14 protein-coding genes and 1 tRNA gene are annotated in these 14,771 nt (G+C 50.9%); 13 read left to right on the top strand and 2 right to left on the bottom strand.

Annotated features, from left to right (window positions below):
- Nucleotides 1-84: 84 nt before the first annotated feature.
- The 5 genes from xerD (at nt 85) to lysS (ending at nt 6,174) form a co-directional block, all read left to right on the top strand.
- Nucleotides 85-981 (top strand): site-specific tyrosine recombinase XerD, encoded by an 897-nt coding sequence (gene xerD, locus On2M_RS19655; protein ID WP_187253168.1) that lies wholly within the window; start codon nt 85-87, stop codon nt 979-981.
- Between the two features lie 23 nt (nt 982-1,004).
- Nucleotides 1,005-1,718 carry a bifunctional protein-disulfide isomerase/oxidoreductase DsbC gene (gene dsbC, locus On2M_RS19650; RefSeq protein WP_210905343.1) on the top strand — a complete coding sequence of 238 codons (714 nt, stop codon included), beginning with the start codon at nt 1,005-1,007 and terminating at the stop codon, nt 1,716-1,718.
- 5 nt (nt 1,719-1,723) lie between these two features.
- A complete protein-coding gene (recJ, locus tag On2M_RS19645) occupies nt 1,724-3,457 on the top strand; it encodes a single-stranded-DNA-specific exonuclease RecJ (protein ID WP_187253166.1) in 1,734 nt (577 codons plus the stop codon).
- A 91-nt stretch (nt 3,458-3,548) separates the two neighbouring features.
- Nucleotides 3,549-4,647, top strand: a protein-coding gene (prfB, locus tag On2M_RS19640) for a peptide chain release factor 2 (protein ID WP_096878465.1) whose coding sequence is annotated in 2 segments (ribosomal slippage) — nt 3,549-3,623 and nt 3,625-4,647 — 1,098 coding nt in all. Because the reading frame shifts where the segments join, the coding sequence is not laid out codon by codon here.
- 9 nt (nt 4,648-4,656) lie between these two features.
- On the top strand, nt 4,657-6,174 hold the full coding sequence (lysS, locus tag On2M_RS19635; protein WP_005123357.1) for a lysine--tRNA ligase: 1,518 nt from the start codon (nt 4,657-4,659) through the stop codon (nt 6,172-6,174).
- A gap of 85 nt (nt 6,175-6,259) precedes the next feature.
- Here lysS and idi read toward each other — a convergent pair whose 3' ends face one another.
- A complete protein-coding gene (gene idi, locus On2M_RS19630; RefSeq protein ID WP_151224302.1) occupies nt 6,260-6,808 on the bottom strand; it encodes an isopentenyl-diphosphate Delta-isomerase in 549 nt (182 codons plus the stop codon).
- 166 nt (nt 6,809-6,974) lie between these two features.
- Between idi and actS the strand changes: the two genes are divergently transcribed.
- The 8 genes from actS to On2M_RS19590 all read left to right on the top strand — a co-directional run bounded on the left by actS (nt 6,975) and on the right by On2M_RS19590 (nt 13,452).
- A complete protein-coding gene (actS, locus tag On2M_RS19625; protein WP_187253165.1) occupies nt 6,975-7,733 on the top strand; it encodes an amidase activator ActS in 759 nt (252 codons plus the stop codon).
- A 79-nt stretch (nt 7,734-7,812) separates the two neighbouring features.
- Nucleotides 7,813-7,886, top strand: a tRNA-Gly gene (locus tag On2M_RS19620).
- A gap of 150 nt (nt 7,887-8,036) precedes the next feature.
- Nucleotides 8,037-8,387 (top strand): transcriptional regulator, encoded by a 351-nt coding sequence (gene arsR, locus On2M_RS19615; protein ID WP_210905342.1) that lies wholly within the window; start codon nt 8,037-8,039, stop codon nt 8,385-8,387.
- A 47-nt stretch (nt 8,388-8,434) separates the two neighbouring features.
- The gene (gene arsD / locus On2M_RS19610) at nt 8,435-8,797 is read left to right on the top strand and encodes an arsenite efflux transporter metallochaperone ArsD (RefSeq protein ID WP_000855179.1); all 363 of its coding nucleotides are present in this window, start codon (nt 8,435-8,437) and stop codon (nt 8,795-8,797) included.
- A 17-nt stretch (nt 8,798-8,814) separates the two neighbouring features.
- Complete coding sequence (gene arsA, locus On2M_RS19605) at nt 8,815-10,566, top strand: arsenite efflux transporter ATPase subunit ArsA (protein ID WP_210905341.1); 1,752 nt, start codon at nt 8,815-8,817, stop codon at nt 10,564-10,566.
- A 49-nt stretch (nt 10,567-10,615) separates the two neighbouring features.
- Nucleotides 10,616-11,905, top strand: a complete 1,290-nt coding sequence (gene arsB, locus On2M_RS19600; RefSeq protein WP_151218312.1) for an arsenite efflux transporter membrane subunit ArsB — start codon at nt 10,616-10,618, stop codon at nt 11,903-11,905.
- A 12-nt stretch (nt 11,906-11,917) separates the two neighbouring features.
- Nucleotides 11,918-12,343: a glutaredoxin-dependent arsenate reductase gene (gene arsC / locus On2M_RS19595; protein ID WP_151224297.1), complete on the top strand. Its 426-nt coding sequence runs from the start codon at nt 11,918-11,920 to the stop codon at nt 12,341-12,343.
- Between the two features lie 392 nt (nt 12,344-12,735).
- Nucleotides 12,736-13,452: a YebC/PmpR family DNA-binding transcriptional regulator gene (locus On2M_RS19590; RefSeq protein ID WP_151218310.1), complete on the top strand. Its 717-nt coding sequence runs from the start codon at nt 12,736-12,738 to the stop codon at nt 13,450-13,452.
- 164 nt (nt 13,453-13,616) lie between these two features.
- Here On2M_RS19590 and On2M_RS19585 read toward each other — a convergent pair whose 3' ends face one another.
- Nucleotides 13,617-14,135: a GNAT family N-acetyltransferase gene (locus tag On2M_RS19585; protein ID WP_151218309.1), complete on the bottom strand. Its 519-nt coding sequence runs from the start codon at nt 14,133-14,135 to the stop codon at nt 13,617-13,619.
- Nucleotides 14,136-14,771: the final 636 nt, after the last annotated feature.

Below are 14,771 nucleotides of genomic sequence, written 5' to 3'. Positions count from 1 at the left end.
TTGCGGGTAGTGTAACAGAATCGCCGCATTCTCGGCACAATGAGGCATAATGCATCAAAAATGAGAGTGGAATAAGAGGTGCGAGTGGAACAGGATCTGGCGCGCATCGAGCAGTTTCTTGATGCACTGTGGCTGGAACGAAATCTGGCGGAAAATACGTTAAGTGCGTATCGTCGCGATCTGACCATGCTTGTCGAATGGTTACATCACCGCGGTGCTTCGCTGGCGACCGCGCAGAGTGATGACCTGCAAGCATTGCTGGCTGAGCGGATGGATGGGGGATATAAGGCCACCAGTTCTGCACGCTTGCTCAGTGCGACACGGCGCTTTTTTCAGCATCTTTACCGTGAGAAATTTCGCGAAGATGACCCCAGCGCTGCGCTGGCATCACCTAAGCTTCCACAGCGTCTGCCCAAAGATCTCAGCGAAGCGCAGGTAGAACGACTGCTGCAGGCACCGCTTATCGAGCAACCGCTGGAACTTCGCGACAAAGCCATGCTGGAAGTATTGTATGCCACGGGCCTGCGCGTGTCAGAACTGGTGGGGCTGACGATGAGCGATGTCAGCCTGCGTCAGGGCGTGGTTCGGGTAATCGGCAAAGGAAATAAAGAGCGTCTTGTCCCGTTAGGTGAAGAGGCGGTGTACTGGCTGGAAACGTACCTGGAGCATGGGCGTCCATGGTTACTCAATGGCGTATCGATTGATGTGCTGTTTCCCAGCCAGCGCGCGCAACAGATGACTCGTCAAACCTTCTGGCATCGTATTAAACACTATGCTGTGTTGGCTGGAATCGATAGCGAAAAGCTGTCACCGCATGTCCTGCGCCACGCGTTTGCCACGCATCTGCTCAATCATGGCGCTGACCTGCGCGTGGTGCAGATGCTGCTGGGGCATAGCGACCTCTCGACAACGCAGATTTATACTCATGTCGCAACGGAGCGCTTGCGGCAACTACATCAACAGCATCACCCGCGAGCGTGAGTGCTGACAGGAAAGGATAGGTTATGAAAAAACGTTTTATGATGTTCACTCTGCTGGCAACGGCTTTTTCTGGCATGGTACATGCTGACGATGCGGCGATTCGCCAGTCATTAGCGAAGCTGGGCGTTCAGAGTACCGAGATTCAGTCAGCTCCGGTTGCGGGCATGAAAACCGTACTGACCAATAGCGGCGTACTATACGTTACCGAAGATGGTAAACATATTATTCAGGGACCAATGTACGACGTGAGCGGCGCAAGCCCGGTAAACGTCACTAACCAACTGCTGATGAAGCATTTGAACGCGCTGGAAAACGAGATGATCGTCTACAAAGCGCCGCAGGAAAAACATGTCATTACCGTTTTCACCGACATCACCTGTGGCTACTGCCACAAGCTGCATGAAGAGATGAAAGACTACAATGCGTTAGGGATCACCGTACGCTATCTGGCCTTCCCTCGTCAGGGACTGGAAAGCCAGGCAGAGCAGGACATGAAGTCTATCTGGTGTGCGAAGGATAAAAACAAAGCCTTTGACGATGCAATGGCTGGCAAGGGCGTGAAACCAGCGACCTGTGATGTGGACATCGCTAACCACTACGCACTGGGCGTACAGTTTGGCGTCAGCGGTACGCCGGCGATTGTATTGAGCAATGGCTATGTAGTGCCTGGCTATCAGGGGCCGAAAGAGATGAAAGAATTCCTTGACGCACATGCCAAACAAACCAGCGGTAAATAATTCGCGTGAAACAACAGATACAACTTCGTCGGCGTAAAGCCGACGAGACCGCCGAGCTACCTGCCGACCTGCCACCACTGCTGCGTCGTTTGTACGCCAGTCGGGGCGTGCGCAGCGCGCAGGAGCTTGAGCGTAGCGTGAAAGGCATGTTGCCGTGGCAGCATTTAAATGGCGTCGAAAAAGCGGTTGAGATCCTCTATAACGCCTTTCGCGAAGGAACCCGAATCATCGTGGTCGGCGATTTTGACGCCGATGGCGCGACCAGCACGGCGCTGAGCATCCTGGCGATGCGTGCGTTGGGCTGCAGCAACGTTGACTATCTGGTGCCGAATCGTTTTGAAGACGGCTATGGTTTAAGCCCGGAAGTGGTGGATCAGGCCCATGCACGGGGCGCTCAGCTGATTGTTACTGTCGACAATGGCATTTCGTCCCACGCGGGCGTTGAACATGCCAGAACGTTGAAGATCCCGGTCGTGGTGACCGATCACCATCTACCCGGAGACACGCTGCCGGGCGCAGAGGCTATTATCAACCCTAACCTGCCCGACTGTGAATTCCCGTCGAAATCGCTGGCGGGCGTTGGTGTTGCCTTCTACCTGATGCTGGCGCTGCGCACCTTTTTGCGTGACAAAGGCTGGTTTGATGAACGCGGCATTGCACCGCCGAATCTGGCGGATTTGCTCGATCTGGTTGCGCTTGGCACGGTGGCCGACGTGGTTCCGTTGGATGCCAATAATCGCATTCTGACGTGGCAGGGCTTAAGCCGTATTCGTGCCGGAAAGTGCCGTCCGGGTATTAAAGCGCTGCTGGAGATTTCCAATCGCGACCCACTCAAACTGGCTGCCAGCGATTTAGGTTTTGCCCTCGGGCCACGGCTGAATGCGGCGGGGCGTCTGGACGATATGTCCGTTGGTGTGGCGCTGCTACTGTGTGACAACATTGGTGAAGCGCGCGTGCTGGCCAATGAGCTGGACGCGCTCAACCAAACACGAAAAGAGATCGAGCAGGGGATGCAGACGGAAGCGCTGACTCTGTGTGAAAAGCTGGAACGCAGTAGTGATACGCTACCGGGCGGTCTGGCAATGTACCACCCTGAGTGGCATCAGGGCGTGGTGGGGATTCTGGCATCACGCATTAAGGAGCGCTTCCACCGTCCGGTGATTGCGTTTGCGCCTGCCGGCGACGGTACGCTCAAAGGCTCCGGACGCTCGATTCAGGGGCTACACATGCGCGATGCGCTGGAGCGCCTGGACACCCTTTATCCTGGCATGATCCTCAAGTTTGGCGGCCACGCTATGGCAGCAGGTTTGTCGCTGGAGGAGGCGCAGTTTGAGCGTTTCCAGCAGCGTTTCGGCGAACTGGTAACCGAGTGGCTGGATCCCGCCTTACTACAGGGTGAAGTGGTATCAGATGGTGCTCTGAGCGCAGCGGAGATGACCATGGAGGTCGCGCAAATGCTGCGTGATGCCGGACCGTGGGGGCAAATGTTCCCAGAACCGCTGTTTGACGGGCATTTCCGGCTGCTTCAGCAACGCCTGGTCGGTGAGCGTCATCTGAAGGTAATGGTTGAGCCTGTTGGCGGCGGCCCACTGCTGGACGGTATTGCATTTAATGTTGATACCACCTGCTGGCCCGACAACGGTGTTCGCGAAGTTCAGCTTGCCTACAAACTGGATATTAACGAGTTTCGTGGCAACCGCAGCTTGCAGATTATAATCGACAATATCTGGCCACTTTAGCGTCACTAATCGCTATAAAAAAGGGCGTGGATTAGTTACAATCCCGCTCTTATAACCGCATTTTGACTAGTCCAATAAAAGAAATCAGACAATGTTTGAAATTAATCCGGTAAATAACCGCATTCAGGACCTCACGGAGCGCTCTGACGTTCTTAGGGGGTATCTTTGACTATGATGCCAAGAAAGAGCGTCTGGAAGAAGTAAACGCCGAGCTGGAACAGCCGGACGTGTGGAACGAACCCGAACGTGCCCAGGCGCTGGGTAAAGAGCGTTCCTCCCTTGAGGCCATCGTTGATACGCTCGATCAGATGAGCCAGGGCCTGGAAGATGTCTCCGGCCTGCTGGAGCTGGCTGTAGAAGCCGATGACGAAGAAACCTTTAACGAAGCCGTAGCAGAACTCGATACCCTGGAAGATAAGCTGGCCCAGCTGGAATTCCGTCGTATGTTCTCCGGTGAATATGACAGCGCAGATTGCTATCTCGATATCCAGGCTGGCTCCGGCGGTACGGAAGCGCAGGACTGGGCAAGCATGCTGATGCGTATGTATCTGCGTTGGGCTGAAGCGCGCGGCTTTAAGACCGAAATTATTGAAGAGTCTGAAGGTGAAGTCGCGGGTATTAAATCCGTGACCATCAGAATTGCTGGCGAGTATGCTTACGGTTGGCTGCGTACTGAAACCGGCGTACACCGCCTGGTACGTAAAAGCCCGTTCGATTCAGGTGGCCGTCGCCATACGTCGTTCAGTTCGGCGTTTGTCTACCCGGAAGTTGACGATGATATTGATATCGATATCAACCCGGCGGATCTGCGTATCGACGTTTATCGCGCCTCTGGTGCGGGCGGTCAGCACGTTAACCGTACAGAATCTGCGGTGCGTATTACCCACATCCCGACCGGGATTGTGACGCAGTGTCAGAACGACCGTTCCCAGCACAAGAACAAAGACCAGGCCATGAAGCAGATGAAAGCGAAGCTTTATGAACTGGAAATGCAGAAGAAGAATGCCGAGAAACAGGCGATGGAAGACACCAAGTCAGATATCGGCTGGGGTAGCCAGATTCGTTCTTATGTCCTTGATGACTCCCGCATCAAAGATCTGCGTACCGGGGTTGAAACCCGCAACACGCAGGCGGTGCTGGATGGCAGCCTGGATCAATTTATCGAAGCAAGTTTGAAAGCAGGGTTATGAGGAACCAACATGTCTGAACAACACGTACAGGGCGCTGACGCGGTAGCCGACCTTAACAATGAACTGAAAACGCGCCGTGAGAAGCTGGCGAGCCTGCGTGAGCAGGGGATCCCGTTCCCGAACGACTTCCGTCGCGATCATACCTCAGACCAACTGCATGCTGACTTCGATGCGAAAGAAAATGAAGAGCTGGAAGCGCTGAACATTGAGGTCTCCGTTGCTGGTCGTATGATGACCCGTCGTATTATGGGTAAAGCATCATTCGTTACGTTGCAGGACGTTGGCGGCCGCATTCAGCTGTACGTTGCTCGCGACGATCTGCCGGAAGGCGTTTACAACGAGCAGTTCAAAAAATGGGATCTGGGCGATATCCTCGGCGCGAAAGGTAAGTTGTTCAAGACCAAGACCGGTGAGCTGTCTATCCACTGCACCGAGCTGCGTCTGCTGACCAAAGCGTTGCGCCCGCTGCCGGACAAATTCCACGGTCTGCAGGATCAGGAAGCGCGCTATCGTCAACGCTACCTGGATCTCATCTCTAACGATGAATCCCGCAATACCTTTAAAGTGCGTTCACAGATTATGGCTGGCATCCGTCAGTTCATGGTTGGTCGCGGCTTTATGGAAGTCGAAACCCCAATGATGCAGGTAATCCCTGGCGGTGCGGCGGCGCGTCCGTTTATCACCCATCATAACGCGCTGGATCTGGACATGTACCTGCGTATCGCGCCGGAACTGTACCTCAAGCGTCTGGTGGTTGGTGGCTTCGAACGCGTATTCGAAATTAACCGTAACTTCCGTAACGAAGGCATCTCTGTTCGCCATAACCCTGAGTTCACCATGATGGAACTCTACATGGCTTATGCGGACTATAAAGATCTCATCGAACTCACCGAATCTCTGTTCCGTACGTTGGCGCAGAACGTTCTGGGTACGACGGAAGTGCCTTACGGCGAAGAAGTCTTCGACTTCGGTAAGCCGTTCGAAAAACTGACCATGCGCGAAGCGATTCAGAAATACCGTCCGGAAACCAATATGGCCGATCTGGATAACTTCGATTCTGCAAAAGCGATTGCTGAATCTATCGGCATCAAAGTTGAGAAGAGCTGGGGTCTGGGCCGTATCGTGACCGAGATTTTTGAAGAAGTTGCGGAAGCGCACCTGATTCAGCCGACCTTCATTACCGAGTACCCGGCAGAAGTTTCTCCACTGGCGCGTCGTAATGACGAAAATCCGGAAATCACCGATCGCTTCGAATTCTTTATCGGCGGACGTGAAATCGGTAACGGCTTCAGCGAGCTGAACGATGCAGAAGATCAAGCGCAGCGTTTCCAGGATCAGGTTAACGCTAAAGATGCGGGTGATGACGAAGCGATGTTCTACGACGAAGACTACGTTACCGCTCTGGAACACGGTCTGCCGCCGACTGCGGGCCTGGGTATTGGTATCGACCGTATGGTTATGCTGTTCACCAACAGCCACACCATTCGCGATGTGATCCTGTTCCCGGCGATGCGTCCGGTTAAGTAAGATGTGAAATGCCGAATGGCGGCTGATGCATTATCCGGCCTACGATCCGTTACGTAGGCCAGGTAAGCGTAGCGCCATCCGGCAATCAATTCCCGTTGGCAAACTTGCGCAGCAATTCTCGCGCCTTATTATTTGCAACCTGCATTACCATCCACGGGCTAAAGGCCCATGGCGTCGCGTCAATCCCGCTTAAAACATCCTCAAGATTGCTCCATTGGTAATCCATCACTTCATCCGCGTTCGGCTGTAACTGACTGACGATGTGCGCGGTGTAAACCGGGCAGACTTCATTTTCCACTATTCCACTCGGATCCGTCGCGCAATAACGGAAATCAGGATAGACGGGTGTAAGATCGCTAATATCGGCACCCAGCTCGAAGCGAGCGCGGCGGACAATAGCCGCTTCGGTAGTTTCACCCAGCTGTGGGTGTCCGCAAACCGAATTGGTCCAGACGCCTGGCCAGGCTTTTTTGTGCAGCGACCGGCGGGTGACCAGCAGTTGACCTTGCTCGTTAAATATCCAGCATGAGAAAGCGGAGTGCAGGAGGGTTGCGGCGGTATGCGCCGTATACTTTTCCAGCGTTCCACAGGGTTGGTCCTGCTCGTTCAATAAAATGACATGTTCCTGTCGCATTGCGTCCACCCTCAATCTTAAGCACCCATATTATATGCTTAATTAAGGCATATTGATTAACTGAGGGTGTGAAATGCAAGGGCTGACGCTTCGTTGCGCGATATGATTTGGCATCCGGTTTCTGGCTGCTATGATAAAGCGTCTGGAAATGTTGCGAGGTATTGTTTTGAGTGCAGGACGCCTGAAGAAAAATAGCTTAAGTATCGTGATGCTGCTGTGTGTAGGTCTGCTGTTAGTAGGCTGTTCCGGTAGCAAGTCGTCTGATACAGGAAGTTATTCCGGCTCCCTATATACCGTGAAGCGGGGAGATACGCTATACCGTATTTCGCGCGCCACCGGTACCAGCGTGAAAGAGATCGCCCGCCTGAATAACATTCCACCGCCCTATACGATTGAAGTGGGGCAAAAGCTGAAGGTCAGCGGCGGTGCGAAAACCAGTTCAAGCTCTGGCAAAACAACCAAGAAATCCTCGACCAAAACGGCGGCGGTCAGACCGTCTTCATCTGTGCCGCAGTCATCCTGGCCGCCAGTGGGGCAACGCTGCTGGTTGTGGCCTGCCAGCGGTAAAGTGATTCTGCCTTATTCAACCGCGGACGGCGGTAATAAAGGTATTGATATCTCTGCTGCGCGCGGTACGCCGATTTATGCAGCAGGAGCCGGGAAGGTAGTTTATGTCGGGAATCAACTGCGGGGATACGGTAATCTCATTATGATTAAGCACAGTGAGGACTACATCACTGCGTATGCGCATAATGACACCATGCTGGTGAACAACGGCCAAAACGTGAAGGCCGGGCAAAAGATAGCGACAATGGGCAGCTCGGATGCGACGACAGTGCGGCTGCATTTCCAGATCCGCTATCGGGCAACAGCGATCGATCCGCTGCGTTATTTACCGCCGCAGGGCAGTAAACCAAAATGCTAACGGTGAATTAATCGCCAGTCAGACGGTCAGCCCCTTGCCAGGAAGAGCGTAAGGTTTATAATCCCTTACGCACTTCAAAGCGGGCGTAGTTCAATGGTAGAACGAGAGCTTCCCAAGCTCTATACGAGGGTTCGATTCCCTTCGCCCGCTCCAATTTCAGCTGTTCTAAAGTTCTATCATTTCTCCTGTATTCAGAAATCAATAGCAACCTTTTTTATTTCACTACATATGTGTTTTTACGCATGTGATATTGATTTTGTTCCCCACTGGCGTATTCTGATCCGCAAACGAGCAGGGGGAATAATGTCGTTTACTTCCTTACAACTTTTCAAGAATCTGTCTGATGAAACCCGGCTGGGCATCGTATTATTGCTCAGGGAGATGGGAGAGCTGTGCGTGTGCGATCTCTGCACGGCGCTGGATCAGTCACAGCCCAAGATTTCCCGCCACCTGGCAATGCTACGGGAAAGTGGTCTATTGCTGGATCGCAAACAGGGCAAGTGGGTTCACTACCGCTTATCTCCGCATATTCCTTCCTGGGCCGCTCAGGTGATTGAGCAAGCCTGGTTAAGCCAACAGGACGACGTACAGGCCATCGCCAGTAAGCTGGCATCGGCAAACTACTCTGGTAGCGGTAAGGCTGTTTGCATCTAAAAAATTTGCCTGAACATATATGATTTTTCAAATGTGAGGTATTCAGAATGAAAACGTTAACGGTGTTTGACCCGGCAATGTGCTGCAGTACCGGCGTATGTGGCTCAGATGTCGATCAGGTTCTGGTTGATTTTTCTGCTGATGTGCAGTGGCTGAAAGGACGTGGTGTACAGGTTGAACGTTACAACCTGGCGCAGCAGCCCATGAGCTTTGTTCAGAATGAGAAAGCGAAAGCATTCCTCGAAGCATCTGGGGCAGAAGGGCTTCCGTTACTGCTGTTAGACGGTGAAACGGTGATGGCTGGGCGATACCCAAAACGCGCTGAGCTGGCTCGCTGGTTCGGTATTCCGCTGGAGAAGGTAGGGTTAGCTCCCACCAGCTGTTGTGGTGGTAATACTTCCTGTTGCTGAATATGTCAGGGGGACATATGAAATTCATACAGAACATCCCGCCTTACCTGTTCTTTACCGGCAAGGGAGGCGTAGGAAAAACGTCCATTTCCTGCGCGACGGCTGTCCGCCTTGCCGAACAGGGTAAGCGGGTTTTGCTGGTCAGTACCGATCCGGCCTCCAATGTCGGCCAGGTATTCGACCTGGCTATCGGTAACACCATTCGCCCTGTGACAGCAGTTCCTGGACTTTCCGCACTGGAGATTGATCCGCAGGAAGCCGCCCAGCAATACCGTGCCAGAATCGTTGATCCTATCAAAGGTCTTCTGCCTGATGACGTTGTTAACAGCATCAGCGAGCAGCTTTCGGGGGCCTGTACCACTGAGATTGCGGCGTTCGATGAGTTCACTGGCTTATTGACAGACGCTTCCCTGCTGACCCGCTTCGATCACATCATTTTTGATACCGCGCCGACGGGCCACACGATTCGTCTGCTCCAGCTTCCCGGAGCCTGGAGCAGCTTCATCGAAAGTAACCCGGACGGAGCTTCCTGCCTTGGCCCAATGGCCGGGTTGGAAAAGCAGCGAGAGCAGTATGCTCATGCGGTAGAGGCGTTATCCGATCCTGAACGTACCCGCCTGGTTCTGGTTGCACGACTGCAAAAATCTACGCTGCAGGAAGTCGCCCGCACCCATGAAGAACTGGCTGCGATTGGCCTGAAAAACCAGAACCTGGTAATTAATGGTGTGCTGCCCAAAGCAGAAGCTGAACATGACGCCCTGGCCGCTGCGATATGGCAACGGGAGCAGGAAGCACTGGCAAATCTTCCTGCCGGTTTATCCGGGCTACCGACAGATACCCTATTGCTCCAGGCAGTCAATATGGTTGGAGTGGCTGCATTGAAGGGACTGCTGGATACCCGTTCTGAGGTATTACCGTATCCTTCAACGAACGTCCAGTACACGTCTGAAAACCTATCGCTCTCTGGCCTGGTCGATGATATCGCTCGCAGTGAACACGGCCTGATTATGCTGATGGGCAAAGGTGGTGTAGGGAAAACCACGATGGCTGCGGCTATCGCCGTCAGGCTGGCAGACATGGGGTTTGACGTGCATCTCACGACCTCTGATCCTGCTGCGCACCTGAGTACAACGCTGAACGGTAGCCTCAAAAATCTTCAGGTCAGTAGAATCAATCCACATGATGAAACCGAACGCTATCGCCAACATGTCCTTGAGACGAAGGGAAAAGATCTGGACGAAGCAGGGAAACGGCTGCTCGAAGAAGATTTACGCTCTCCCTGTACTGAAGAAATTGCCGTGTTTCAGGCCTTTTCCCGCGTGATTCGTGAAGCGAGTAAGCGGTTTGTTGTTATGGATACCGCCCCTACGGGACACACGCTTTTGTTGCTGGATGCGACCGGGGCTTACCACCGAGAGATTGCCAAAAAAATGGGGAATAAAGGTCATTTTACTACCCCAATGATGCAGCTTCAGGATCCGGATAGAACCAAAGTTCTGCTGGTTACGCTCCCTGAAACCACACCAGTGCTGGAGGCGGCAAACCTGCAGGCTGACCTTGAAAGAGCGGGGATTCATCCGTGGGGCTGGATTATCAATAACAGTCTTTCCATTGCGGATACGCTTTCTCCGTTGCTTTGCCAGCGCGCCCGGCAGGAATTGCCTCAGATTGAGGCTGTCAAGAATCAGCACGCTGACCGTATAGCGCTTGTTCCGGTGCTGGCGTCAGAGCCCGCCGGTATTGAAAAGCTCAGAGAATTGATGCGTTAATTATTTTTGGTTAATGCAGGGCGGCAACGTCGCCCTGTCAGGAGGTTTTATGTTACTGGCAGGCGCTATTTTTGTCCTGACCATTGTTTTGGTTATCTGGCAGCCGAAGGGATTAGGGATCGGCTGGAGCGCTACGCTGGGGGCGGTACTGGCGTTGATTTCTGGCGTTGTCCATTTAGGCGATATCCCGGTGGTTTGGAATATCGTCTGGAACGCGACGGCAACGTTTATAGCTGTGATTATTATCAGCCTGCTGCTTGATGAATCAGGCTTTTTCGAATGGGCGGCATTGCATGTTTCTCGTTGGGGTAACGGTCGTGGCCGTTTGCTCTTTACGTATATCGTTCTGCTTGGTGCAGCGGTGGCGGCACTGTTTGCCAACGATGGTGCGGCACTTATTCTGACGCCAATAGTCATCGCCATGCTACTGGCATTAGGGTTCAGCAAAGGCACGACACTGGCATTCGTCATGGCTGCCGGGTTTATTGCCGATACGGCCAGCTTGCCGCTTATCGTGTCGAACCTGGTGAATATCGTCTCGGCGGATTTCTTTGGTCTGGGATTCACCGAATATGCGTCGGTAATGGTGCCGGTGGATATTGCAGCCATTGTTGCCACACTGGTTATGCTGCATCTTTTCTTCCGCAAGGATATTCCACCGACTTACGACCTGGCTCTCCTTAAGACACCGGCAAAAGCGATTAAAGATCTGGCAACTTTCAGAACCGGCTGGATTGTGTTGATTCTTCTGCTGGTTGGTTTTTTCGTCCTCGAGCCGCTGGGTATTCCCGTTAGCGCGATTGCGGCGGTTGGGGCTGTGATCCTGTTTGCGGTGGCAAAGCGAGGCCATGCCATTAACACCGGTAAAGTGTTACGTGGTGCGCCCTGGCAGATTGTTATCTTCTCGCTGGGGATGTATCTGGTGGTCTATGGCCTGCGCAACGCCGGGCTAACGGAATACCTCTCTTCTGTACTGAACGTACTGGCGGATAAAGGTCTCTGGGCTGCGACGTTGGGTACTGGCTTCCTGACGGCTTTCCTGTCTTCCATCATGAACAACATGCCTACCGTGCTGGTTGGTGCGCTCTCTATTGATGGCAGCACCGCAACCGGTGTTATCAAAGAGGCGATGGTCTACGCCAACGTGATTGGCTGCGATCTGGGCCCGAAAATTACACCTATTGGTAGCCTGGCAACGCTGCTCTGGCTACATGTACTTTCACAGAAGAACATGACCATCACCTGGGGATACTATTTCCGCACCGGGATCATCATGACTCTACCTGTGCTGTTTGTAACGCTGGCCGCGCTGGCGATACGTCTCTCTTTCACTTTGTAATGAGATCCTGAAATGAACAACATCACCATTTATCACAACCCGGCCTGCGGTACGTCGCGTAATACATTGGAGATGATCCGCAATAGCGGTACTGAACCAACCGTTATTTATTACCTTGAGACTCCACCATCGCGCGATGAGCTGGTCAAACTTATTGCAGATATGGCGATCTCGGTACGGGCACTGCTGCGTAAAAATGTTGAGCCTTATGAACAACTTGGTCTTGCCGAAGATAACTTCACTGACGACCAGTTAATTGACTTTATGCTGCAGCATCCGATCCTGATTAACCGTCCCATCGTGGTGACACCGCTGGGAACGAAACTGTGCCGTCCTTCTGAAGTTGTTCTGGATATCCTTCCAGAAGCCCAGAAAGGGGCTTTCGCTAAGGAAGATGGCGAGAAAGTCGTTGATGAAGCAGGTAAACGAGTGCGATAGCAATAGGATAATAAATGCTCTGGTTTTAAGCGTAAATCAGAGCAAATTTCTACTATGATAGAAATTATATTCTGGTGATGTTCAGATGATTTGAATGGTCTGGATAGCATTTATTTTGTTTTTCAACGTTCTATACCTTAATAGTAGTAAATTATATTTTTAGAGAAAACTTGCGTAAAAGTCTATTATGATTTTTATCCGTATTTAGCACTTTGATCATCAACCTTCCAACAACAATTACTATTGTTAAAATTAAAGTAACATCTCGTAAGTTTTTAATGTTTTTATTTCTCATGGACGAAGATTTCAACACCATGGTATAATATGGCGGGAAAACATACAGGTTAATAACTTGTCAGTAATGTAAATAAATTTTCGAGGGGATTATTCCAGTGGGACGTAAATGGGCCAACATTGTTGCAAAAAAAACCGCTAAAGACGGTGCAACGTCTAACGTATATGCAAAATTCGGTGTAGAAATCTATGCTGCTGCTAAACAAGGTGAACCAGACCCAGAATCAAACTCAGCTTTAAAATTCGTTATTGAACGTGCGAAACAAGCCCAGGTTCCAAAGCACGTAATTGATAAAGCCATTGATAAAGCTAAAGGTGGCAGCGATGAAACGTTTGTGCAAGGGCGTTATGAAGGCTTTGGACCCAATGGCTCAATGATTATTGCTGAAACGCTGACCTCCAATGTTAACCGTACCATTGCTAATGTTCGCAACATTTTCAATAAAAAAGGTGGGAATATCGGCGCGGCAGGTTCTGTCAGCTATATGTTCGACAATACTGGCGTGATTGTTTTTGAAGGAACAGACCCTGACCGTATTTTTGAAATTTTGCTTGAAGCTGAAGTTGAAGTGCGCGATGTAACCGAAGAAGAAGGAAATATCGTTATTTATACTGAGTCTACAGATCTTCACAAAGGAATTGCAGCACTAAAAGCAGCTGGCATTACCGAATTCTCTACAACAGAATTAGAAATGATTGCTCAATCAGAAATTGAGCTTTCACCAGAGGATTTAGAAATCTTTGCAGGACTTGTTGATGCCCTTGAAGATGACGATGATGTCCAAAAAGTATATCATAACGTTGCAAATCTCTAATTTTAAATTAAAAGAGTCTGCCATTATGGCAGACTCTTTTAATCTCAATATTTGTTATAAAAAGGTATAGCCAACCAGATACACCTGGAACGGCTTTAAGCAAGCTGATTCCCGGCGTAGTATCACCAGAATAATCAACTGCTATCATTCTTCCGTCAGGCTCGCTATCCGCCAGGCTGGTGGATACCTTCACCCAGGCTGCGTTGAAGTAAAACCGTGTCGAGCCAGCGTCCATGTTTGAAGCCAATGTTCTTCAGCGTGCCGATTTCCGTGAATCCAGCCTGCTGATGGACCTTCAGCGAACCCTGATTATTGCTATCACCGACGATGGCAATCAACTGCCGGTAACCCTGCGTTTCGGCCCAATCAATGACATGGCTTAGCAACGCTTTTCCTGCCCCCTGGCGCTGTGCTGTCGGGTCAATGTAAATCGAATCTTCGAGGGTATAGCGGTAGGCATAACGCTCACGGTAGCGGGTGAGATAGCAATACCCGATGACCTTTTCTTCTTGTAGCGCGACCACCCACGGCAATCCCAGGCTGCGGATTTTTTCCAGGCGTGCCTGCATTTCGCGCAAATCCGGTGGGTCTGTTTCAAAGCTGCCTGTACCGTGAATAACATGATGGGCGTAAATATCGCGTATGGCGGGGATATGCTTTTCTTCTGCGTTAACGATTTTCATTGACCAGCTCCCATTGGCATCTTTATCCAGATTACCTGAAAGTCAGGAGGAGAGGGTAAGTGCAAAAAATTATGCTTCTATTTGCTTTTTCAATGTAAATAGACTTATAGATTGTAGGGAATAAAAATCGATTGCGGTTGATGCTGTCAATAATACGCAAGGTTGGTAAATACAATAACGATCAAAACCATGTACAACTCTTCGCGCGCGTATTCTGCCGGATATCAAAATACTAATTATGGTAGGTTTCAATCATGAGTTAAGAAGTTATTTGATTTCATTGCATTTTTACTGTACTTAGTCACTGCAAGTGACTGTACCTGTATTTTCATTTCATTGACTATGTCTGCTACTTAAAATTAAGTTATATTGTCTACATTGTTGTCTTTACTGTTATCGGAGTCATTATTATCAGAATTTTCTCTATCCGCACATAATAGTTACCGTGCAAACAGTTGCGCAGTGTAGCTATGCTAACCAGCAATAGTTATCATCGTCACAAGGCTTCGTTTCGCAAACTTAATCTAAATCCAGTATTCAATACCAGGTGGATTAGGATAATTTGACCTAAAATACTTTTTTTGCCCAAGAGTATTCTTGTTGCGTAGAAACAACAGGCACTGAATGATAAAATCC

This window comes from Citrobacter sp. On2M, from assembly GCF_018035235.1.
GTDB lineage: Bacteria > Pseudomonadota > Gammaproteobacteria > Enterobacterales > Enterobacteriaceae > Citrobacter > Citrobacter meridianamericanus.
Note: the sequence above shows the minus strand (reverse complement) of the source record. Positions and strands in the feature narration are given on the sequence as shown.

Coding starts and splice junctions, on each gene's coding strand:
- arsR (WP_210905342.1), top strand. CDS start 8,037: ATGTCGTTTACTTCCTTACAACTTTTCAAGAATCTGTCTGATGAAACC.
- arsA (WP_210905341.1), top strand. CDS start 8,815: ATGAAATTCATACAGAACATCCCGCCTTACCTGTTCTTTACCGGCAAG.
- dsbC (WP_210905343.1), top strand. CDS start 1,005: ATGAAAAAACGTTTTATGATGTTCACTCTGCTGGCAACGGCTTTTTCT.
- idi (WP_151224302.1), bottom strand. CDS start 6,808: ATGCGACAGGAACATGTCATTTTATTGAACGAGCAGGACCAACCCTGT.
- arsD (WP_000855179.1), top strand. CDS start 8,435: ATGAAAACGTTAACGGTGTTTGACCCGGCAATGTGCTGCAGTACCGGC.
- On2M_RS19585 (WP_151218309.1), bottom strand. CDS start 14,135: ATGAAAATCGTTAACGCAGAAGAAAAGCATATCCCCGCCATACGCGAT.
- lysS (WP_005123357.1), top strand. CDS start 4,657: ATGTCTGAACAACACGTACAGGGCGCTGACGCGGTAGCCGACCTTAAC.
- arsB (WP_151218312.1), top strand. CDS start 10,616: ATGTTACTGGCAGGCGCTATTTTTGTCCTGACCATTGTTTTGGTTATC.
- arsC (WP_151224297.1), top strand. CDS start 11,918: ATGAACAACATCACCATTTATCACAACCCGGCCTGCGGTACGTCGCGT.